Raw genomic sequence first — 20,266 nt, 5'->3', positions numbered from 1 at the left:
ACGCGAAACCGGTGCGGCGCCTGGGCAGGCGCCGCCGGGCTTCAATCTATCTCGGCCAGCAGGCGCTGGGCCTTGGCCTTGAGATCGCCGTGGGCCTCGGCGATCACTTCCTCGATCAGTGTACGGGCTCCGTCACTGTCGCCGATGGCGTTGAATTCCTGGGCCAGAGCGAGCTTGGTGGCCAGCGGGTCTTCAGGGGCCGAGGGCGGGGTTGCCACGGCAGGGGTGTCGTTGCCCAGGTCCAGGGACAGGCTGCCCAGGTCGAATTCCAGCGACTCGGCCGGTTCGGGCTTGGCCTTGGCCGCCGTCTCCAGCACGCCGCCTGCCTGGGGCGTTGCCTGCGTTGGGGCGGGTGCCTCCGTGCTCAGGCCTTCCAGGTTGAACTCCATGGCGTCCAGCGACAGCAGCTCGGTCTTGGCATGGCTGTCGTCCGTGGTGGAGCTGGTCAGGGGCGAGGGCTCGGTGGCCGGGAAGCTGTCGGCCGCCTGCGTGCCGGGCATGTCCAGCGACAGCATCTCGGTCGGCTGCATGCCGTCCATGGCGTTGCTGTGGTTCAGGGCGTCCGTCAGCGAGGCGTGGGCCGTGGGCTGGAAGCCGGGCATGTCCAGCGATGCAACGGGTGGCTCGACGTGGGGCTCGATGCGAGGTGTGTCGTCCTTTGCGGAGGGCGTGGCTTCCAGCGGCGCGCGCAGCGTGGGTTCCAGCGCTGCGAAGTCCTGTTCGCTGGGCATGGGAGCCGGCGCGGGCAGGGGGCTGGCGTGCTGCGCGGGCAGGCTGGCATCGGCCAGGCCGCCGGGCAGGTCCATGTTGAGGTCCATGTCCAGGTCCATGGGCAGGGTGGCAGGGCCTTCGCGGTGCGCATCCATGTCCAGGGGGCGGCTGGCCAGCGAGGCGGCAGCCAGTCCGGCAGCAGCCACTGCGGCGCCACCGGCAACGGCGGCACCAGACAGGGGCGCGGCGCCTGCAGGCTGGTAGAGGGCGTTTTCCGGGTCCAGGATGCGGCCCTGGTCGGCCAGGCGCTGCCAGTCCACGCCCTTGCCCTGGGTCAGGCCATGCAGGGTCTGCGCGACGGCCTCGAAGGCCTTGCGGTCATGGCGCTTGGCGTAGATGTCGGCCAGCTTCTGGTGCAGAGCGGTGCGGTTGGGGTCGGTGCGCAGCGCTTCCTTGAGGATTTCCTCTGCCTGCAGGTCGCGGCCATAGGCCAGGTAGACGTCGGCCTCGGCCACGGGGTCCACATCGCCCGCATCAAGCTGGCTGGGCGAGTAATGCATGGAGGTGCCGGACAGCTGGCTCGATGTGCCGGTGTCCACGCGTTGGCCGCCGCTGGCGCCAAAGAAGGAGTCGGCTGCCAGCTGGCTGTCGCCAAAGGCGCTTTCGCTGGAGGCGGCAGCGGCGCGGCGGCGCTGCATGACGCGGTAGCCGCCATAGCCCAGCAGCAGGGCCAGCAGGGCAGCACCGGCCAGCGGGATGGTGGGGTCTTCCAGCAGCGTATCGATGAAGCTGGGCTCGGCGATCGATGCTGCGGGAGCGGGTGCCGGCTTGGGCTTCGGCGGCTCGGCCGGAGCGGGCGTGGCGGGCGCGGCTTCTGCTGCGGGCGCTGCGGAGCCGGCTGCATTGGCTGCGGCGTCTGGAGCAGCGGTGGGCGCAGCGGCCGCAGCAGTTGCATCGACAGGCGCTGCCGGGGCCGCGGGAGTTGTCTGGGGTGCTGCAGCTTCAGGCGCTGCAGGCACGGTCGGCGCGCCCGGCACAGCGACGCCGTTTGCCGTGCCGCTGGCTGCCGAGGCAGGTGCTGCAGCAGCACCTTCGGCGGGCTTGGTGGCGGCGGCGATCTGGCTCAGCTCGGACATGTTGCGCTGCAACTCGGCCGTGCGCGATGCCTGGTCGTCCGACTGCTTTTGCTTGGCCAGGCGCTCATCGGCTTCCACGCCCTTGACGGCGCCCTTGGACAGCGTGAGCTTGTCGGGTGCTGCGGTGGACGGCTTGCGGTCTTCGACCTGGGCCTGGACGCTGCCCGATGCTTCGCGGTTGGCGGAGGCCACGGGCGCGGCCGGCGCGGCGCTGGCCAGCTGGCGGCGGAACTGGTTGAAATCGCGGGACTGGGCGGCAACGATCTGGCGCGCTTCGCGCGGCGAGGTGGCCTGGGCCGTGGCTTCGTCCGGCACTGTGAGCACGGCACCGGAGCGCATGCGGTTCACATTGCCGTTGATGAAGACCTTGGGATTGGTGCGCAGCATGGCCACCAGCATCTGGTCCAGCGAAACGCCGGCTGGCAGGTGGGCGGCGGCGATGCGGCCTGCCGTGTCCCCGGCCTTGATGCGGACTTCGGAGGCCTCGGACGGCGCGGGAGCCGCTGCGGCGCGCTCGCGGGCTGCCGGGGCGGCACGGCGCGCGGCTGCTGGCGCGGGGCGGCTTTCCTCGGTGTTGCCTGCAGCGGCTTGCGAGGGGGCGGGGGCTGCGCGGCGCGGCGCTGCGGCAGGCTCGGGTGCCGAGGCCTGGGCTGCAGCCGTCACGGCAGGCGGGAGCTTTTGCAGGTTGGGCGGATCCAGCAGCAGGGTGTAGTTGCGCTGCAGGTTGCCCGAGGCCCAACTGGCGTCGATCACCAGATCGACAAAGGGTTCGTTGACGGGCTGTGTGCTTGTGAGGCGCAGCACGGCCGAGCCATCCGGGCGGCGCTGCACGCTGACGCGCACCTGGCTGGCGGTGGCGTTGTACTCCATGCCCAGGGTGCGGAAGACGCCGGGAGAGGCCACGCCCACGCGCAGGCCTTCGGCTTCAGCGGCGGTGATCTGGGGGATTTCGACTTCGGCACGCAGGGGCTCGCCCAGGGCCGATTGCACGTTCACCCGGCCCAGAGCCAGTGCCCAGGCCTCGGAGGCGGGCAGTGCGACCGAGACGACGGCCGCAGTGGCCAGCACAGAGAGTTTCCAACGATGCATAAAGCGTCAAACCTGTGTGGATGCAATTGGGCAGGCACTATTGTTATTGTGGGAATGCCCGCGCTTGCACATGTAATTGAAATTTACCCGGGGATAGATGGCACGCCATCTACCAGGGTGCTTGGGTCGCATTGTCGGCCACGCTATAGGATCGCAAGCGTCTGGTTGCCGGTGAACGCCAATAGTTGTTGTCGAACGGCAACGAGAAGAAACACAATGTATCTTTGGTGATTGTAGGCAACCACCTACAGCCAATGGACAAGAGACCTGGGCATTGTGCCCAATTGCCCAGGGCTTAAAGCCGAAAAAAGCGCCATGTCCCGGCCCGGGACATGGCGCTTTTTGTGTTGGCTCAAGCCGGCGATGCTCAGGCGGCGAGCAGGATGCGCAGCATGCGGCGCAGCGGCTCGGCGGCGCCCCACAGCAGTTGGTCACCGATCACGAAGGCCGACAGGTACTCGGGGCCCATGTTCAGCTTGCGCACGCGGCCCACGCCGACTTCCAGGCCACCGGTGATGGCGGCAGGGGTCAGCTCCTTGACGGTGATGGCGCGGTCGTTGGGAACCCACTTCACCCAGGGATTGCCGGACTTGATGATGGCTTCCAGCTCTTGCAGGGGCAGGTCCTTCTTGAGCTTGAGGGTCAGCGCCAGGCTGTGGCAGCGCATGGCACCGATGCGCACGCACAGGCCATCGACAGGGATGGTCTGCTCGGTGCCCAGGATCTTGTTGACCTCGGCCTGGCCCTTCCACTCTTCCTTGGACTGGCCGTTGTCCAGCTGTGCATCGATCCAGGGGATCAGGCCACCGGCCAGCGGTGCGCCGAAGAATTCGGTGGGCACGTCGGTGCGGATGGTCTGGGCCACCTTGCGGTCGATGTCCAGGATGGCGGATGCGGGCGTGGCCAGTTCGTCGGCCACGGCAGCGTGCACCACGCCCATGCCCTTGAGCAGTTCGCGCATGTGGTTGGCGCCGCCACCGGAGGCTGCCTGGTAGGTCATGGAGCTGACCCATTCCACGAGACCGGCCTTGAACAGGCCGCCCAGGCCCATCAGCAAGATGGAGTTGGTGCAGTTGCCGCCAATCCAGTTCTTGCCGCCCGCGGCGAGCTTGGACTGGATCAGGCCTTCATTGACGGGGTCGAGCACGATGACGGCATCGCCTTCCATGCGCAGCGACGACGCGGCATCGATCCAGTGGCCGTTCCAGCCCGAGGCGCGCAGCTGGGGGAAGACTTCCTTGGTGTAGTCGCCGCCCTGGCAGGTGATGATGATGTCGCACTTGGACAGCTCTGCAATGTCGTTGGCATTGCGCAGCTCGGTGTGGGTCTTCGCCATGGCCGGGGCCTTGCCGCCGGCGTTGGAAGTGGAGAAGAACACGGGCTCGATCAGGTCGAAGTCGCCCTCTGCCTGCATGCGGTCCATCAGCACGGAGCCGACCATGCCGCGCCAGCCGACGAGGCCTACCAATTGCTTGCTCATTTTTGAAACGCCCTTTCAGTGTGAAAACAGTGCTAGATCAAGACTGTTGTCGCCCGGCTCGTCTAGGCCAGGTGAGGGCGCACGACGAACCGGGCTGGGTCAGCCTTTGATTGTCGTAATGGTTGTGGAGGTGATTGCGCGCGCAGCCACACCAGCCATGGCGGCGGGTGCAATGTTCAGCAGGAGGAACGGGCGGGCGGCAAACATAAGAGACGTCATTCTATCGAATACGCCAGGAAAGAGAATGTCTGTTTTGATGAATATCTTCGTCGAATCGGCGAAAACCGAACGTCTATTTTGACGTTTTGCCATGTTGTGGCGAAGCAGGGCAGCACCTGCCCGCCACAGGGACAGCTGCAAGCCTGGAGAGGCTGGCGGCCGTCATGGACTTCAGGCCAGTGCGGCCACCACGGCATCGCCCATCTCGCGGGTGGAGACCTTGGTCGTGCCTTCGCTGTAGATGTCGGCCGTGCGCAGGCCCTGGGCCAGCACCTTTTGCACGGCGGCTTCGATGCGCTGGGCGGCGGCTTCCTGGTTCAGCGAGAAGCGCAGCATCATCGCGGCCGACAGGATGGTGGCCAGCGGATTGGCAATGCCCTTGCCGGCGATGTCGGGGGCCGAGCCGTGGCTGGGCTCGTACAGGCCCTGGCCCCTGGAGTTGAGCGATGCCGAGGGCAGCATGCCGATGGAGCCGGTCAGCATGGAGGCTTCGTCGGACAGGATGTCGCCGAACATGTTGCCCGTGACCACCACGTCAAAGCGCTTGGGTTCCTTGACCAGCTGCATGGCGGCGTTGTCCACGTACATGTGGTCCAGTTGCACATCGGGGTACTGCTGGCCCACTTCGGTGACCACGTCCTTCCAGAACTGGAATGTTTCCAGCACGTTGGCCTTGTCCACGCTGGTCACGCGCTTGCTGCGCTTTTGCGCGGCCTGGAAGGCGACATGGGCGATGCGCTCGATCTCGGGCTTGGAGTAGCGCATGGTGTCGAAGGCTTCCTCGGCACCGGGGAAGTGGCCGTCGGTGGCCACGCGGCGGCCGCGCGGCTGGCCGAAGTAGATGTCGCCGGTCAGCTCGCGGATGATGAGGATGTCCAGGCCCGCGACCAGCTCGGGCTTGAGGCTGGAGGCGTGGGTCAGTTCCGCATAGCAGATGGCCGGGCGGAAGTTGGCGAACAGGCCCATGTGCTTGCGCAGGCCCAGGATGGCCTGCTCGGGGCGCAGCGGGCGGTCCAGCGTGTCGTACTTCCAGTCGCCCACGGCGCCGAACAGCACGGCGTCGGACTCCATGGCCAGCTTCAGCGTGGATTCGGGCAACGGGTGGCCGGCAGCTTCGTAGGCAGCGCCGCCCACGGGGGCCGTCTGCATGTCGAAGTCCAGGCCCAGGGCGCCCAGCACCTTCACGGCTTCCGCAACGATTTCGGGGCCGATGCCATCACCGGGCAAGACTGCGATTTTCATGGTGTTCCTTTTGAGAGACTGTTCGGATGGTGGAAGGCCGCCGACGGCTGGTTCAGCAACGCCTGCGGCCCATTGATGCGCGCAAGTGGAGATCGATCAGCGCTGCACCAGCGTGTGGGCCAGCCAGGGCTTGGTGGCCAGGCGCTCGGCCTCGTAGGCGCGGATCTTGTCGGCGTGGCGCAGCGTCAGGCCGATATCGTCAAAGCCGTTGAGCAGGCAGAACTTGCGAAAGGCGATGACATCGAAAGGGATCTCCTCGCCCTGCGGACGCACGATCACCTGGCGATCCAGATCGATGGTCAGCTCGTAGCCGGGGAAGGCCGCGATCTCGTTGAACAGCATGTCGATCGTGGCCTCGGGCAGCACGATGGGCAGCAGGCCGTTCTTGAAGCAGTTGTTGAAGAAGATGTCGGCAAAGCTGGGCGCCAGGATGGCGCGAAAGCCGTACTGGTCCAGCGCCCAGGGCGCGTGCTCGCGGCTGGAGCCGCAGCCGAAGTTCTTGCGTGCGACCAGGATGGAGGCGCCCGCATAGCGCGGCTGATTGAGCACGAAGTCGGGGTTGGGCTTGCGCGAGGCCGGGTCCTGGCCGGGCTCGCCATGGTCCAGGTAGCGCCATTCGTCGAACAGGTTCACGCCGAAGCCGGTCTTCTTGATCGACTTGAGGAACTGCTTGGGAATGATGGCGTCGGTATCGACGTTTTCGCGGTCCATGGGGGCGACAAGGCCCTTGTGCACGGTGAATTGTTGCATGGCTGTATCGGATTCAGGGTTCAGCGGGCGGCGCGTTCGATGGCGCTGCCCGCGCTTTGCACGTCCTGGCCAATGCCCTTGACGGTATTGCAGGCGGCCAGGGTGAAGGCCAGGCCGATCAGGAGGATCGAGAAGGAGGGCTTCATGGTGTGCAGGCGGGGCAGTTGCGGGATCGGATCAGGAGAACCTGCGGATGTCCACGAAGTGGCCGTGGATGGCGGCGGCTGCAGCCATGGCGGGGCTCACCAGGTGGGTGCGTCCGCCCGCGCCCTGGCGGCCTTCGAAGTTGCGGTTGCTGGTGGAGGCGCAGCGCTCGCCGGGCTCCAGGCGGTCGGCATTCATGGCCAGGCACATGGAGCAGCCGGGCTCGCGCCATTCAAAGCCTGCCGCCTTGAAGATCTGGTCCAGGCCTTCGCGCTCGGCCTGTTCCTTGACCAGTCCGGAGCCGGGCACGACCATGGCCAGCTTGATGTTGCGCGCCACCTTCTGGCCCAGCTTCTTGACCACGGCGGCGGCCTCGCGCATGTCTTCGATGCGGCTGTTGGTGCACGAGCCGATGAAGACCTTGTCCACGAAGATGTCGTCGATCGCCTTGCCGGGCTCCAGCGCCATGTAGGTCAGCGCGCGTTCGATGGCGCCGCGCTTGCTGGCATCCTTTTCCTTGTCGGGGTCCGGCACGCGGGCATCCACGCCCAGCACCATCTCGGGCGAGGTGCCCCAGGTGACCTGCGGCACGATCTCGCTGGCCTGCAGCTCGACCACGCGGTCGAACTTCGCATCGGCATCGGAGTGCAGCGTCTTCCAGTAGGAGACGGCGGCATCCCATTCGGCGCCAGTGGGGGCCAGCGGGCGGCCCTTGACGTACTGGATGGTCTTGTCGTCCACGGCCACCAGGCCTGCGCGCGCGCCGCCTTCGATGGCCATGTTGCAGACCGTCATGCGGCCTTCCATGCTCAGGTCACGGATGGCTTCGCCGGCGAACTCGATGGTGTAGCCCGTGCCGCCGGCCGTGCCGATCTTGCCGATGATGGCCAGCACGATGTCCTTGGCCGTGATGCCGGGGGCCGCCTTGCCGCTGACGTTGATCAGCATGTTCTTGGCCTTCTTGGCCAGCAGGGTCTGGGTGGCCATCACGTGCTCGACCTCGGACGTGCCGATGCCGTGGGCCAGTGCGCCGAAGGCGCCGTGCGTGGACGTGTGGCTGTCGCCGCAGACCACGGTCATGCCGGGCAGGGTGGCGCCCTGCTCGGGGCCCATGACGTGGACGATGCCCTGACCCTTGTCCATGAAGGGGAAGAAGGCCGCAGAGCCGAACTCGCCGATGTTGGTGTTCAGCGTGGTGATCTGTTCCTTGCTGATGGGGTCGGCAATGCCGTCATAGCCGCGCTCCCAGCCGTCGGTGGGGGTGTTGTGGTCGGCCGTGGCGACCACGGAGCTGATGCGCCACAGCTTGCGGCCGGCCATGCGAAGGCCTTCGAAGGCCTGGGGGCTGGTGACTTCGTGCACCAGGTGGCGGTCGATGTAGAGGACGGCGGTGCCGTCATCCTCGGTGTGGATGACGTGCTCGTCGAAGATCTTGTCGTAGAGGGTGCGTCCCATGGCGTTCTCGAATGGTTGGTGTCGTGGGGAAATTTTTGGGGGCATCCAGCGGCCAAGTGGCCTTCAGGATGCGCTGGCCGGCGGGCTCAGGTGCTCGACCAGCAGGCGGGCCGTGACGGGTAGCGCGTCGAAGTCACGCGCCACGATGCTCAGCTCGCGCCGAGCCCAGTCGTCGCTGAGCTCCAGTGCGCGCAGGTGGCCCACGCCGTGCATGAGCTCGAAGGCGCGGTCGGGGATCAGTCCCACGCCCAGGCCGTTGTCGATCATGCGGCACATGGCATCCAGGCTGGTGACCTGGATGCGCTGGTGCAGCGCATGCCCCGCCTGTGCGGCGGCCGCACGCATGGCCAGGCTGATGGAGGAGCCGGCCTGCAGGCTGACGATGTCCCATTCGAGCACATCGGCAAAGGCCACGCTGTCGCTGTGCGCCAGCGCGTGCTGCTCGGGCACCACGACGACCAGGCGATCCTCGCGGTAGGGGCGGTGCTGCAGTACGGGAGTGGCCTGGCCATTGCCCAGTGGCATGTACGCCATGGAGCAGATGCCGATGTCGGCCGTGCCTTCCTGTACGGCAGCCAGTACGGCGGGGCTGAGCTGCTCCTGCAGGTCGATCTTGACCTGGCCGTGCTTGCGCGCGAACACGCCCAGGTCTTCCGGCAGGAACTGCACGATGGCAGACATGTTGGCGTGGATGCGCACATGGCCGCGCACGCCATCGGCGTACTCGGACAGCTCGCCCTGCATGCGCTCCAGGCCGTACAGCACGTTGCGGGCATGGTGCAGCAGGCTTTCGCCGGCCGGCGTCAAGGTCACGCCACGGCTGTGTCGGTACAGCAGGGCTGTGTCCACCGTGGCTTCGAGATCGGACAGGCGCTTGCTCACCGCCGAGGCTGCAATGAACTCACGCTCGGCCGCGCGGCCAATGCTGCCAAGTTCGCAGACAGCCACGAACAGCTGCAGGGAGGTAAGGTCTATGCGCCGTGCAAAACTGCGCTCTGAATTCTTCATGTGGTGGGGTTCAGGCTTCTCATTAGGAGAAGCTGGATGGATTTTCTCGCACAAGTCATCGATCTGTCATCTTCAAACGCGATGTCTTTGGTGATGTCGCGCGATTTCATGGAGATGGGGGTCATGTCCCCTGGCGATGGCTGCGGTCGACCTCTCCTGTCGGAACGCCGGTTGCATACTGAAAGAATTTGTCAATCTTTGCGCCAGTCGCCTGCATGGATTGCTGCAAAAATAAGAGCATATGAACGATCGATACCCGACGGGCCTGCGAGCCCTGCCTGCAGGCCTGTCATTGCTGCTGGCCGCAGCCCTGTCCTGCATGGCCGTCCCGGCGTCTGCCAAGCCGCAGCCACCAGCGAAGAACACGGCCAAGAGCGGTGCGAAGGCACCGGCCAAACCTGCAGCCAGACCTGCAGCCAAGCCAGCGGGCAAGGCCGCCGTCAAGACCGGGGGCAAGTCGGCGCCCTCTCCCACCCGCAATGCGCCGGCCAAGGCCGCCGCCGCTGGCGTGGCGGCAGGGGCTGTTGCGGCCGGAACTGCCGCAGCCGCAGTGGGCCATGCACCCAAGGGTGAGCCCGGCCTGAGCGCGGCCGAGGTTGCAGCGCTGCACCAGCATGCCGAGCAGGGCGAGGCCAGCGCCCAGTACGCGCTGGGTTCGCTGTACAAGCGCGGCCAGGGCGTTGCCCCGAGTGCCGAGACGGCGGCCCAGTGGTATGAGAAGTCTGCGCAGCAGGGCTATGCGCCAGCCCAGTCCGAGCTGGGGTTGATGTATGCGAATGGCCGGGGCGTGGCGCGTGACGATGCCCAGGCCGTGCAGTGGTATCGCAAGGCTGCCGAGCAGGGCGATGCCGTGGCCCAGAACAACCTGGGCCTGATGCTGGCCGAGGGGCGCGGAGCCGCCAAGGACCCCGCGCAGGCCGTGCAGTGGTTCCAGCGCTCGGCCGAGCAAGGCGAAGCGGCCGGTCAGTACAGCCTGGGCGTGATGTATGCCACGGGCCGGGGCGTGGCCGAGGACGTGGGGCAGGCGCTGCGCTGGTTTGTGGCGGCGGCAGGCCAGGGCCATGCCGATGCGCAATTCAATGCCGGCATGCTCTATGCCGAGGGTGGCGTGGTCGATCGCGACATGGCGCAGGCCGCCCACTGGCTGGAGAAGGCGGCCGAGCAGGGCAATGCCGCAGCCCAGTCCAACCTGGGCGTGCTGTATGCCAATGGCCAGGGCGTGCCCGCCAGCGACGAGAAGGCCGCGCGCTGGCTGGAGCGTGCAGCCCAGCAGGGCGACGCGCTGGCGCAGTCCAATCTCGCCAGTCTTTATGCGTCGGGCAAGGGCGTGGAGCGCAGCCTGTCCCAGGCCTATTTCTGGATGCTGCTGGCGGCGGGCAGGGACAGCTCGCTGACCGCCAAGCGTGACAGCATGGCCCAGCCGCTGAGCGCGGCCGAGCGTGCACGCACCGAGCGCCAGGCGGCGGCCTGGAAGGCCAAACCCGCTCCCTGAGTCCTGTTGAGCAGGCACCAATGAAAAACGCCTCGGAAGAGGCGTTTTTGTTGGGGGCTCAGTGCTGCATCAGCTGAAGAAGCTCTTGAGCCTGTCGGTCCAGCTCTCGCCGCTGGGCGAATGCTTGGCGCCGCCCTTCTTGAGCGATTCCTCCAGCTCGCGCAGCAACTTGCGCTGGTACTCGGTCAGCTTGACGGGCGTCTCGACCACGATGTGGCAGTACAGGTCGCCGGGATAGCTGGAGCGCACGCCCTTGATGCCCTTGCCGCGCAGGCGGAACTGCTTGCCGGCCTGGGTGCCTTCGGGGATGTCGATGGCCGCCTTGCCCGACAGGGTGGGGACCTCGATCTCGCCGCCGAGCGCCGCCGTGATGAAGCTCACGGGCACGTTGCAGTGCAGGTCGTCGCCGTCGCGCTCGAAGATGTCGTGGTCCTTGATGCGGATCTCGATGTAGAGATCGCCCGCAGGCCCGCCATTCGTGCCGGGTTCGCCATTGCCGGAGGAGCGGATGCGCATGCCGTCGTCGATGCCGGCAGGAATCTTCACTTCCAGTGTCTTCTGGCGCTTGACCTTGCCCTGGCCGCCGCAGCTGGTGCAGGGCTCGGGAATGATCTTGCCCGTACCCCGGCAGTGCGGGCAGGTCTGCTGCACGCTGAAGAAGCCCTGGCGCATCTGCACGCTGCCCATGCCGTTGCAGGTGGTGCAGGTCTTGGCACTGGTGCCGGGCTTGGCGCCGCTGCCGTGGCAGGTGTCGCAGCCATCCCAGCTGGGGATGCGGATCTGTGCATCCTTGCCGTGGGCGGCTTCCTCCAGCGTGATCTCCATGGCATAGCTGAGATCGTTGCCGCGGTAGACCTGGCGGCCGCCACCGGCGCCGCCGCGTCTTCCGCCACCCTGGTTGAACATGTCGCCAAAGATGTCGCCAAAGGCTTCGGCAAAGCCACCAAAGCCTTCGGCGCCGCCGCCCATGCCGCGGTTGGGGTCCACGCCTGCATGGCCGTACTGGTCGTAGGCCGCGCGCTTGTTGCTGTCGGAGAGCATCTCGTAGGCCTCCTTGGCCTCCTTGAATTTCTCTTCCGCCTCGCGTGCGGCATCCCCCTGGTTGCGGTCAGGGTGGTACTTCATCGCCAGCTTGCGATAAGCCTTCTTGATGTCGTCGTCCGAGGCGTTCTTGGCAACGCCGAGGACCTCGTAAAAATCGCGTTTGGACATGGTGTTTGCTAGCCAGTCAGTGAGAACAGGAACGCCGCGTCAGCCCCTTGGCAGGGCCGAGCGCGGCGGCAAGCGGTCGTCAAGGGACCACGCGCTGGGTTCAGTCCTTCTTGACTTCCTTGACTTCGGCGTCAACGACGTTGTCGTCAGCGGCTGCTGCACCGGCCGAGGCGCCTGCTGCACCGGCCGCGGCGGCGGCTGCTGCCTCGGGGCCGCCGGCTGCCTGCGCATCGGCGTACATCTTCTCGCCGAGCTTCTGGCTGGCCGTCATCAGCGCCGTGGTCTTGGCGTCGATGGCGTCCTTGTCCTCGCCCTTGAGAGCCTCTTCCAGGTCCTTGACGGCGCTCTCGATGGCGGTCTTCTCGCCAGCGTCGAGCTTGTCGCCATGCTCGCCCAGGCTCTTCTTGACGCTGTGCACGGCAGCTTCGCCCTGGTTGCGGGCCTGGACCAGTTCCAGCTTCTTCTTGTCGTCGGCTGCGTTCAGCTCGGCGTCCTTCACCATCTTCTGGATCTCGTCCTCGGACAGGCCCGAGTTCGCCTTGATGGTGATCTTGTTTTCCTTGCCCGAAGCCTTGTCCTTGGCGGACACGTTCAGGATGCCGTTGGCGTCGATGTCAAAGGCCACTTCGATCTGCGGCACGCCACGCGCTGCGGGCGGAATGCCTTCGAGGTTGAACTCGCCCAGCATCTTGTTGCCCGAAGCCATTTCGCGCTCGCCCTGGAACACCTTGATGGTCACGGCCGGCTGGTTGTCGTCGGCCGTCGAGAAGGTCTGTGCGAACTTCGTCGGGATGGTCGTGTTCTTGGTGATCATCTTGGTCATCACGCCACCCAGCGTCTCGATGCCCAGCGACAGCGGCGTCACGTCCAGCAGCAGCACGTCCTTGCGGTCGCCCGACAGAACCTGGCCCTGCACGGCGGCGCCCACGGCCACGGCTTCGTCGGGGTTCACGTCCTTGCGGGGGTCCTTGCCGAAGAATTCCTTGACCTTCTCCTGCACCTTGGGCATGCGGGTCATGCCGCCGACCAGGATGACGTCATCGATGTCGGACACGGACACGCCTGCGTCCTTGATGGCCGTGCGGCAGGGCGCAATGGTGCGCTCGATCAGGTCCTCGACCAGGCTTTCCAGCTTGGAGCGGGTCAGCTTGATGTTCAGGTGCTTGGGACCCGAGGCATCGGCCGTGATGTAGGGCAGGTTGATGTCGGTCTGGGCCGAGTTCGACAGCTCGATCTTGGCCTTCTCGGCGGCTTCCTTCAGGCGCTGCAGGGCCAGCACATCCTTGGCCAGATCAACGCCCTGTTCCTTCTTGAACTCGGTGATGATGTAGTCGATGATGCGCTGGTCGAAGTCTTCGCCGCCCAGGAATGTGTCGCCGTTGGTGGACAGCACTTCGAACTGCTTTTCGCCGTCCACATCGGCGATTTCGATGATGGACACGTCGAAGGTGCCGCCGCCCAGGTCATACACGGCGATCTTGCGGTCACCCTTGTCGGTCTTGTCCAGGCCGAAGGCCAGGGCCGCCGCCGTGGGTTCGTTGATGATGCGCTTGACTTCCAGGCCGGCGATGCGGCCGGCGTCCTTGGTGGCTTGGCGCTGGGCGTCGTTGAAGTACGCGGGCACGGTGATCACGGCCTCGGTCACGGGCTCGCCCAGGTAGTCCTCGGCGGTCTTCTTCATCTTGCGCAGCACTTCGGCGGAAATCTGCGGCGGGGCCAGCTTCTGGCCGCGCACTTCCACCCAGGCGTCGCCGTTGTCGGCACGCGAGATGGTGTAGGGCATCAGGTCGATGTCCTTTTGCACTTCCTTCTCGTCGAACTTGCGGCCGATCAGGCGCTTGGCGGCGTAGATGGTGTTGCGGGGGTTGGTGACGGCCTGGCGCTTGGCCGAGGCGCCGACGAGGATCTCGCCGTCTTCCTGGTAGGCAATGATCGACGGCGTGGTGCGTGCACCTTCGCTGTTCTCGATCACGCGCGTGGTGTTGCCGTCCATGATGGCCACGCAGCTGTTGGTGGTGCCCAGGTCAATACCGATGATTTTTCCCATTTTGAGTTCTCTCCGCGTTCTGTGAAATGTTTGAATGACTGCTAACTTGTGGCCGGCAGGCGCTGCTTCAAGGGGCTTTGCATCTTTTTTGTCAACGCTGCCGTGAGTGCCCGCTTACTGGGGCTGGGCCACGGTCACGAGGGCCGGGCGCAGGATGCGGTCGGCGATCAGGTAGCCCTTTTGCAGGACCGACACCACGGTGTTGGCTTCCTGCTGTGCAGGCACCATGCTGATGGCCTGGTGCAGGTTGGGGTCGAATTTCTCGCCGGCAGCCGGATTGATGGTCACGACCTTGTTGCGCTCAAGGGCCGAGGTCAGCTGGCGCAGCGTGGCGTCGGCGCCTTCGCGCAGCTGTTCCGGCGTGGCCTGTTGAATGGCCAGGGCGGCATCCAGGCTGTCGCAGACAGGCAGCAGGCTTTCGGCAAAGCTCTCGATGCCGAATTTGCGCGCCTTGGAGACTTCGTCTTCCGCGCGGCGGCGCACATTCTCGGCCTCGGCCTTGGCGCGCAGGAACTGGTCGGCCAGCTCGGCGCTCTTGGCCTTGAGTTCGGCCAGCTCGGTCTGCAGGCGCTGCAGCTCGTCGGCTGCATTGGCCGCCATGGCGGCTTCGATTTCTTCCGGGGCTGCGTCTTGCAAGGGGTTGGAGTTTTGTTCGGACATGGATGGAGACTTCAGCTACAAAACAAAAAGATCGCCGCGCTGGAGGCCAGACTTGGCGATTGCACGATCTTGAATCGAGATGTGAGCGGATCGGTGTATTTTCAAGGGCTTTGTGCATGTGCATGCGCACTGCAGATGCACACGGTGGGGGCAAAAGCCGGGCGAAGGGGCAAAAGCCCCACACGAATCCGGGGTCTCGGTCAGTGCGGAGTGTACAGATGGAAGAGGGCTGCGCTAGAATCCAATGCTTTGCCTTGCCGCACCGCTACAAGACGCAGTGGGCGGCGTTTTCCCAAAAGGAGTCGATATGCGTCATTACGAAATCGTTTTGTTGATCCACCCGGATCAGAGCGAGCAGGTTCCCGCCATGCTGGAACGCTACAAGGGCATGATCACCGCTGGCGGTGGCAAGGTCCATCGCGAAGAAGACTGGGGCCGTCGCCAACTGGCTTACATGATCAACAAGCTCGCCAAGGCCCACTACCTGTGCCTGAACATCGAAGCCGACCAGGCTGTGATGGCTGAGCTGGAGCATGCCTTCAAGTTCAACGATGCCGTGCTGCGTCACCTGACGGTTCAGAAGAAGAAGGCCGACACTGCGCCTTCCTCGATGATGAAGACCGTCGAGCGTGAAGAAGCCCGCAAGGCCAGCCAGACCGAACAGGCCTGAGCCCAGCCCTTTCAGAACCTGAAGGAGTGGAGAACCACGTTGCACTGACGGCCGCCATCGCAGAGCTTCAAGCACTGCGCTACACGCCGGCAGGGCTGCCCGCCCTTGAACTGCGACTCGAACACGCGTCGCGGCAAAAAGAAGCAGGAAGCGAACGCAGCGTGACGGCATCTGTCAAGGCGGTGGCCTTTGGCGCGCTGGCTGAAAAGCTCGCCCGCCAGGCGCTCGGCAGCCAGTGGAAGTTCCAAGGCTTCCTGGCAACGCCCCGCAACGGCAAATTGCTGGTTTTCCACATCCAGGACATTCAACAAAACTAATTTTCAAGAGGTCCAGAAATGGCCACGTTCAAGAAATTCAACAAGGACAAGCGCCCCAAGCGCAACACGCAGTCGCTGCTGTTCAAGCGCAAGCGCTTCTGCCGCTTCACCGTCGCCGGCGTCGAAGAAATCGACTACAAGGATGTGGACACCCTGCGTGACTTCATCGGTGAAAACGGCAAGATCGTGCCCGCTCGCCTGACCGGCACGCGCGCCATCTACCAGCGTCAGCTGAACACGGCCATCAAGCGCGCCCGCTTCCTGGCTCTGGTTCCTTACTCTGACCAGCACAAGATCTAAGGAATACAACCATGCAAGTCATTCTGCTCGACAAGGTTGTGAACCTCGGTGGCCTCGGCGACATCGTCAAGGTCAAAGACGGCTACGCCCGCAACTTCCTGATCCCCACGGGCGCTGCCCGTCGTGCCACGGCTTCCGCCAAGGCCGAGTTCGAAGCCAAGCGCGTCGAACTGGAAAAGCAAGCGGCTGAAAAGCTGGCTGCTGCTCAGCAGCTGGGCGAAAAGCTCAACGGTGTAAACGTCAAGCTGACCCAGAAGGCTGGCGTTGACGGCCGCCTGTTCGGCTCGGTGACCAACGCCGACATCGCCGAAGAACTGACCAAGGCCGGCTTTGCCGTCGCCAAGTCGCAAGTTCGCCTGGTCAACGGTCCCATCAAGACCGTGGGCGACGCCACCGTGGTCGTGGCACTGCACACCGACGTCAGCGTCGAAGTGACGGTGTCGGTCTACGGCGACCACTCCTGATCCGGGGCTTGTCCCGTATCACCAAAAAGCCGCCTTAGGGCGGCTTTTTGCTTTGCCGTGCCAGGGTGATGACGCCGGGTGGCGCGGCCTTTTGCCAGCCGCTACGATGGCGGGCTCATCTCCAGGAATTCCATGTCGTCCGTAATGCCCCCGCTCGATCTCGATGATGCGTTCGCACCGCTGCCTGCTGGCGACCAGCAGGTGGCCCAGTTGCGCGTGCCGCCGCATTCGATGGAGTCCGAGTCCAGCGTTCTAGGGGGGCTGCTGCTGGACAACAACGCCTGGGAGCGTGTTGGTGATCTGCTGGTGGATGGTGATTTCTACCGCCATGAGCACAAGCTGATCTACGAGGCCATCGGCAAGCTGATCAACGGCAGCAAGCCGGCCGATGTGATCACGGTCTACGAGCATTTGCAGAGCATGGGCAAGGCCGAGGAAATCGGCGGCCTGCTGTACCTGAACCAGCTGGCGCAGTACGTGCCCAGCGCCACTAATATCCGGCGCTATGCGGAGATCGTGCGGGAGCGCTCCATCCTGCGCAAACTGGTGACCGCCAGCGACGACATCGCCACCAATGCCTTCAATCCGCAGGGCAAGACGGTCGATCGCATTCTGGACGAGGCCGAGCAGAAGATCCTGGCCATCGGCGAGGAGGGTGCGCGCAACAAGCAGGGCTTTCAGTCGCTCGACACGCTGGTGGTTGACTTGCTGGACCGTGTCCAGGAGATGGCCGACAACCCCATGGACGTGACCGGCGTGCCCACGGGTTTCGTCGATCTGGACCGCATGACCAGCGGCCTGCAGGCTGGTGACCTGGTGGTGCTGGCTGCCCGTCCCTCGATGGGCAAGACCTCGTTTGCGGTGAATATCGCCGAGCATGTGGCGCTCAACGAGGGCCTGCCGGTCGCCATTTTCTCCATGGAAATGGGCGCGGCCCAGCTGGCGGTTCGTATCGTCGGCTCCATCGGCCGCGTCAACCAGGGCAATCTGCGCACGGGCAAGCTCAACGACGACGAGTGGCCGCGCCTGACGGAAGCCATCGAGCGGCTGCGCACGGTATCCCTGCACATCGATGAGACACCGGGCCTGTCCCCCACGGAGCTGCGCGCCAATGCGCGGCGCCTGGCGCGCACCTGCGGCAAGCTGGGCCTGATCGTGGTGGACTATTTGCAGCTGATGAGCGGCTCGGGCTCGGCTGCCAGTTCCGACAACCGTGCGACCGAGCTGGGCGAGATTTCGCGGGGCCTGAAAATGCTGGCGAAGGAGCTGCAGTGCCCGGTGATTGCCCTGTCCCAGCTCAACCGCTCGGTGGAGCAGCGCACCGACAAGCGTCCCATGATGTCCGACCTGCGCGAATCGGGCGCCATCGAGCAGGATGCCGACATCATCATGTTCATCTACCGTGATGACTACTACAACAAGGACAGCAAGGAGCCGAACATTGCCGAAGTCATCATCGGCAAGCAGCGTAACGGTCCCACGGGAACGGTGAAGGTGTTCTTCCAGAAGAACCAGACGCGCTTCGAGAACCTGGCTGTGGGCTACGGTGGCGGCGACGAGTACTGATCGGGATATCCGGGCTTTGTGCCCGCAATGAAAAACGGCCCCGAGGGGCCGTTTGCTTTGGGTGGTTGGCGATCTACATGCGCCAGACCTGGATCAGCAGGCCCGCCACGCAGACGCCAAGGATGGCGCATGCCCAGGCCAGCCGCTGGGCGCCCGTGCGCAGCGCGCCCACGGTGGCCACGATCTGGGCATTCTGCTCGGCCAGCTTTTCGATCAACTCCAGCGACTGGCGCTGGGATTGCTCCAGTTGCACGATGCGTGCGTCCTGGGCCTGGATCAGCTGCAGCGCCTGTTCGCCAGCCGAGCGCGGCGGTGCCAGCGGCTCGACGGCCGCAGGCTGCTGTGCATCGAGCTCCTGCGCAGCGTCCTTCTTGCGCAGCAGGTTCTTGGCGGCCTTGACGACCTGGGGCGTGGCCTCGATGACATCGCCCCAGGGCACCAGCTTCAACGCGGTGATCCAGCTGATCGCCATGGCTTAGAGCACCTCGCTGGCGAAGTCTGCCAGGCGCGAGCGCTCGCCGCGCGCCAGCGTGATGTGGCCGCTGTGCGGCCAGCCCTTGAAGCGGTCCACGGCGTAGGTCAGGCCCGAGGAGCCTTCGGTCAGGTAGGGTGTGTCGATCTGCGCCAGATTGCCCATGCAGATGATCTTGGTGCCGGGGCCGGCGCGCGTGATCAGGGTCTTCATCTGCTTGGGCGTCAGGTTCTGGGCCTCGTCGATGATGACGTACTTGTTCAGGAAGGTGCGGCCGCGCATGAAGTTCATGCTCTTGATCTTGATGCGGCTGCGGATCAATTCATTGGTGGCCGCGCGGCCCCATTCGCCGGCATTGCCGCCATCGCCCTTGGCCAGGAATTCGAGGTTGTCGTCGAGGGCGCCCATCCAGGGACCCATCTTCTCTTCCTCGGTGCCGGGCAGGAAGCCGATGTCCTCGCCCACGCTCACCGTGGCGCGCGTCATGATGATCTCGGTGTAGCGGCGGTCGTCCAGCACCTGGGACAGGCCGGCGGCCAGGGCCAGCAGGGTCTTGCCCGTGCCGGCCGTGCCGGTCAGCGTGACCAGGTCGATGTCCGGGTTCATCAGCAGGTTCATCGCGAAGTTCTGTTCGCGGTTGCGTGCCGTGACGCCCCAGACGGCGTACTTGGGGTTGCCGAAGTCCTTTAGCGTCTTGAGCACGGCCGTCTTGTCGCGGATCTCGGTCACGCGCATGAACAGGCTGGGCTCGCCCGGAGCCTCGTGGTAGACGAACTGGTTGATCATCAGCTGGTCGACGATGGCGCCGCTGATGCGGTAGTAGGTGATGGCACCTTCCTGCCAGCTTTCGACGTTCTTGCCCGCCTTGGCCCAGAAGTCCTGGGGCAGGGCCAGGGCGCCTGCGTAAAGCAGGTCGCCGTCGTCCAGAACCTTGTCGTTCTGGTAGTCCTCGGCTGCCAGGCCCAGCGCGCGTGCCTTGACGCGCATGTTGATGTCCTTGGACACCAGCACGACTTCGCGCTCGCTGAACTTCTTGCGCAGTGCTGCGACCACGCCCAGGATCTGGTTGTCCGCCTTGCCCTGGGGCAGGCTGTCGGGCAGCGAGGTCTCCAGCGGTTCCGTCTGGAAATACAGCATGCCCGTGGCGCTGCGCTGGCCCGTGGCATTCAGCGGCAGGCCCTTGTCCAGCGTTTCGGAGGGCTGGGAGGCGACCAGCGAATCCAGCGTGCGGCTGACCTGGCGGCCGTTGCGCGCCACTTCGGTCATGCCCTTCTTGTGGCCATCGAGTTCTTCCAGCACCACCATGGGCAGGAAGATGTCGTGTTCCTCGAAGCGGAACAGGCTGGTAGGGTCGTGCAGCAGCACGTTGGTGTCGAGCACGAACAGCGTCTTCGGTCCTGTGCGCGTGCGGCGCGGGCGAACCGGCGCTGCCAGCAATGCTGCCGGCTTGGCTTCTGTGGAGGGCCTTTTGGCCGAGCGGGTGCTGGACGGCGCTGCGGTTGCGTTGGAATTGTCGGTTGAGCGGCGCTGCCGATTGGCAGGGGCTGCAGTCGCGGACGCAGGAGCCGGTGCCGGTGCCGGTGATGCTGGCTTGGTGTTGCGGCCGCGCGCCGGTGCGGGCTTTGCGGCTGTGGCGGTGTTGTTGGAGGCGGGGGCCGTGGCCTGCTTGCGCTTGCGTGGCGCGGCGGCAGCTACGGCCTCGGCTGCATCGGGAAGATCGTCAGCGGGCAGGGGGTCTGCGTGCTGGGCACCGCGCACGGGAAGAAAGGCTTCGGGGGAGAGCTTGGCGGCACGGCGGCCGGGTGCGGGGGGCAGGGGCATAGTGGACGAAC

Annotated in this window: 19 protein-coding genes; 6 read left to right on the top strand and 13 right to left on the bottom strand. The window is 65.3% G+C overall.

From position 1 onward, the window contains the following. Positions 1–41 precede the first annotated feature (41 nt). From DACI_RS26480 to DACI_RS26450, 8 genes are all read right to left on the bottom strand, one after another. Complete coding sequence (locus DACI_RS26480; RefSeq protein WP_012207039.1) at positions 42–2,936, bottom strand: FimV/HubP family polar landmark protein; 2,895 nt, start codon at positions 2,934–2,936, stop codon at positions 42–44. 367 nt (positions 2,937–3,303) lie between these two features. Next, entirely contained in the window at positions 3,304–4,416 is a 1,113-nt protein-coding gene (asd, locus tag DACI_RS26475; protein WP_012207038.1) for an aspartate-semialdehyde dehydrogenase, read from the bottom strand. Positions 4,417–4,515: 99 nt separating this feature from the next. Then, positions 4,516–4,776 carry a hypothetical protein gene (locus tag DACI_RS32285; RefSeq protein ID WP_157059705.1) on the bottom strand — a complete coding sequence of 87 codons (261 nt, stop codon included), beginning with the start codon at positions 4,774–4,776 and terminating at the stop codon, positions 4,516–4,518. A 30-nt stretch (positions 4,777–4,806) separates the two neighbouring features. Then, positions 4,807–5,877 (bottom strand): 3-isopropylmalate dehydrogenase, encoded by a 1,071-nt coding sequence (gene leuB / locus DACI_RS26470; RefSeq protein WP_012207037.1) that lies wholly within the window; start codon positions 5,875–5,877, stop codon positions 4,807–4,809. Positions 5,878–5,973: 96 nt separating this feature from the next. Then, positions 5,974–6,627: a 3-isopropylmalate dehydratase small subunit gene (leuD, locus tag DACI_RS26465; protein WP_012207036.1), complete on the bottom strand. Its 654-nt coding sequence runs from the start codon at positions 6,625–6,627 to the stop codon at positions 5,974–5,976. A 20-nt stretch (positions 6,628–6,647) separates the two neighbouring features. Further along, positions 6,648–6,773 (bottom strand): entericidin A/B family lipoprotein, encoded by a 126-nt coding sequence (locus DACI_RS26460; protein ID WP_012207035.1) that lies wholly within the window; start codon positions 6,771–6,773, stop codon positions 6,648–6,650. 31 nt (positions 6,774–6,804) lie between these two features. Then, positions 6,805–8,226, bottom strand: a complete 1,422-nt coding sequence (gene leuC, locus DACI_RS26455; RefSeq protein WP_034396655.1) for a 3-isopropylmalate dehydratase large subunit — start codon at positions 8,224–8,226, stop codon at positions 6,805–6,807. Between the two features lie 63 nt (positions 8,227–8,289). Further along, positions 8,290–9,234, bottom strand: coding sequence for a LysR substrate-binding domain-containing protein (locus DACI_RS26450; RefSeq protein WP_012207033.1), 945 nt, complete (start codon positions 9,232–9,234; stop codon positions 8,290–8,292). Between the two features lie 241 nt (positions 9,235–9,475). Here DACI_RS26450 and DACI_RS26445 point away from each other — a divergent pair, with 241 nt between their 5' ends. Further along, positions 9,476–10,726, top strand: a complete 1,251-nt coding sequence (locus tag DACI_RS26445) for a tetratricopeptide repeat protein (protein ID WP_012207032.1) — start codon at positions 9,476–9,478, stop codon at positions 10,724–10,726. 69 nt (positions 10,727–10,795) lie between these two features. Here the strand turns inward: DACI_RS26445 and dnaJ are convergent, their stop codons facing one another. The 3 genes from dnaJ to grpE all read right to left on the bottom strand — a co-directional run bounded on the left by dnaJ (position 10,796) and on the right by grpE (position 14,645). Continuing rightward, the gene (gene dnaJ / locus DACI_RS26440; RefSeq protein WP_012207031.1) at positions 10,796–11,938 is read right to left on the bottom strand and encodes a molecular chaperone DnaJ; all 1,143 of its coding nucleotides are present in this window, start codon (positions 11,936–11,938) and stop codon (positions 10,796–10,798) included. Positions 11,939–12,038: 100 nt separating this feature from the next. After that, entirely contained in the window at positions 12,039–13,985 is a 1,947-nt protein-coding gene (gene dnaK, locus DACI_RS26435; protein ID WP_012207030.1) for a molecular chaperone DnaK, read from the bottom strand. A 114-nt stretch (positions 13,986–14,099) separates the two neighbouring features. Beyond that, positions 14,100–14,645, bottom strand: a complete 546-nt coding sequence (grpE, locus tag DACI_RS26430; RefSeq protein WP_012207029.1) for a nucleotide exchange factor GrpE — start codon at positions 14,643–14,645, stop codon at positions 14,100–14,102. A gap of 307 nt (positions 14,646–14,952) precedes the next feature. Here grpE and rpsF point away from each other — a divergent pair, with 307 nt between their 5' ends. The 5 genes from rpsF to dnaB all read left to right on the top strand — a co-directional run bounded on the left by rpsF (position 14,953) and on the right by dnaB (position 17,962). Continuing rightward, positions 14,953–15,315 carry a 30S ribosomal protein S6 gene (gene rpsF, locus DACI_RS26425; RefSeq protein WP_012207028.1) on the top strand — a complete coding sequence of 121 codons (363 nt, stop codon included), beginning with the start codon at positions 14,953–14,955 and terminating at the stop codon, positions 15,313–15,315. Positions 15,316–15,341: 26 nt separating this feature from the next. Continuing rightward, the gene (gene priB / locus DACI_RS26420; protein ID WP_012207027.1) at positions 15,342–15,632 is read left to right on the top strand and encodes a primosomal replication protein N; all 291 of its coding nucleotides are present in this window, start codon (positions 15,342–15,344) and stop codon (positions 15,630–15,632) included. Between the two features lie 18 nt (positions 15,633–15,650). Continuing rightward, positions 15,651–15,932: a 30S ribosomal protein S18 gene (gene rpsR / locus DACI_RS26415; protein WP_012207026.1), complete on the top strand. Its 282-nt coding sequence runs from the start codon at positions 15,651–15,653 to the stop codon at positions 15,930–15,932. 11 nt (positions 15,933–15,943) lie between these two features. After that, the gene (rplI, locus tag DACI_RS26410) at positions 15,944–16,396 is read left to right on the top strand and encodes a 50S ribosomal protein L9 (protein ID WP_012207025.1); all 453 of its coding nucleotides are present in this window, start codon (positions 15,944–15,946) and stop codon (positions 16,394–16,396) included. A 132-nt stretch (positions 16,397–16,528) separates the two neighbouring features. After that, positions 16,529–17,962, top strand: coding sequence for a replicative DNA helicase (dnaB, locus tag DACI_RS26405; protein ID WP_012207024.1), 1,434 nt, complete (start codon positions 16,529–16,531; stop codon positions 17,960–17,962). A gap of 73 nt (positions 17,963–18,035) precedes the next feature. Here the strand turns inward: dnaB and DACI_RS26400 are convergent, their stop codons facing one another. Beyond that, a complete protein-coding gene (locus DACI_RS26400) occupies positions 18,036–18,434 on the bottom strand; it encodes a hypothetical protein (RefSeq protein ID WP_012207023.1) in 399 nt (132 codons plus the stop codon). Positions 18,435–18,437: 3 nt separating this feature from the next. Beyond that, entirely contained in the window at positions 18,438–20,255 is a 1,818-nt protein-coding gene (locus tag DACI_RS26395) for a PhoH family protein (protein ID WP_012207022.1), read from the bottom strand. Between the last annotated feature and the right edge of the window lie 11 nt (positions 20,256–20,266).

The sequence above is a fragment of the Delftia acidovorans SPH-1 genome (assembly GCF_000018665.1).
GTDB lineage: Bacteria > Pseudomonadota > Gammaproteobacteria > Burkholderiales > Burkholderiaceae_C > Comamonas > Comamonas acidovorans.
Note: the sequence above shows the minus strand (reverse complement) of the source record. Positions and strands in the feature narration are given on the sequence as shown.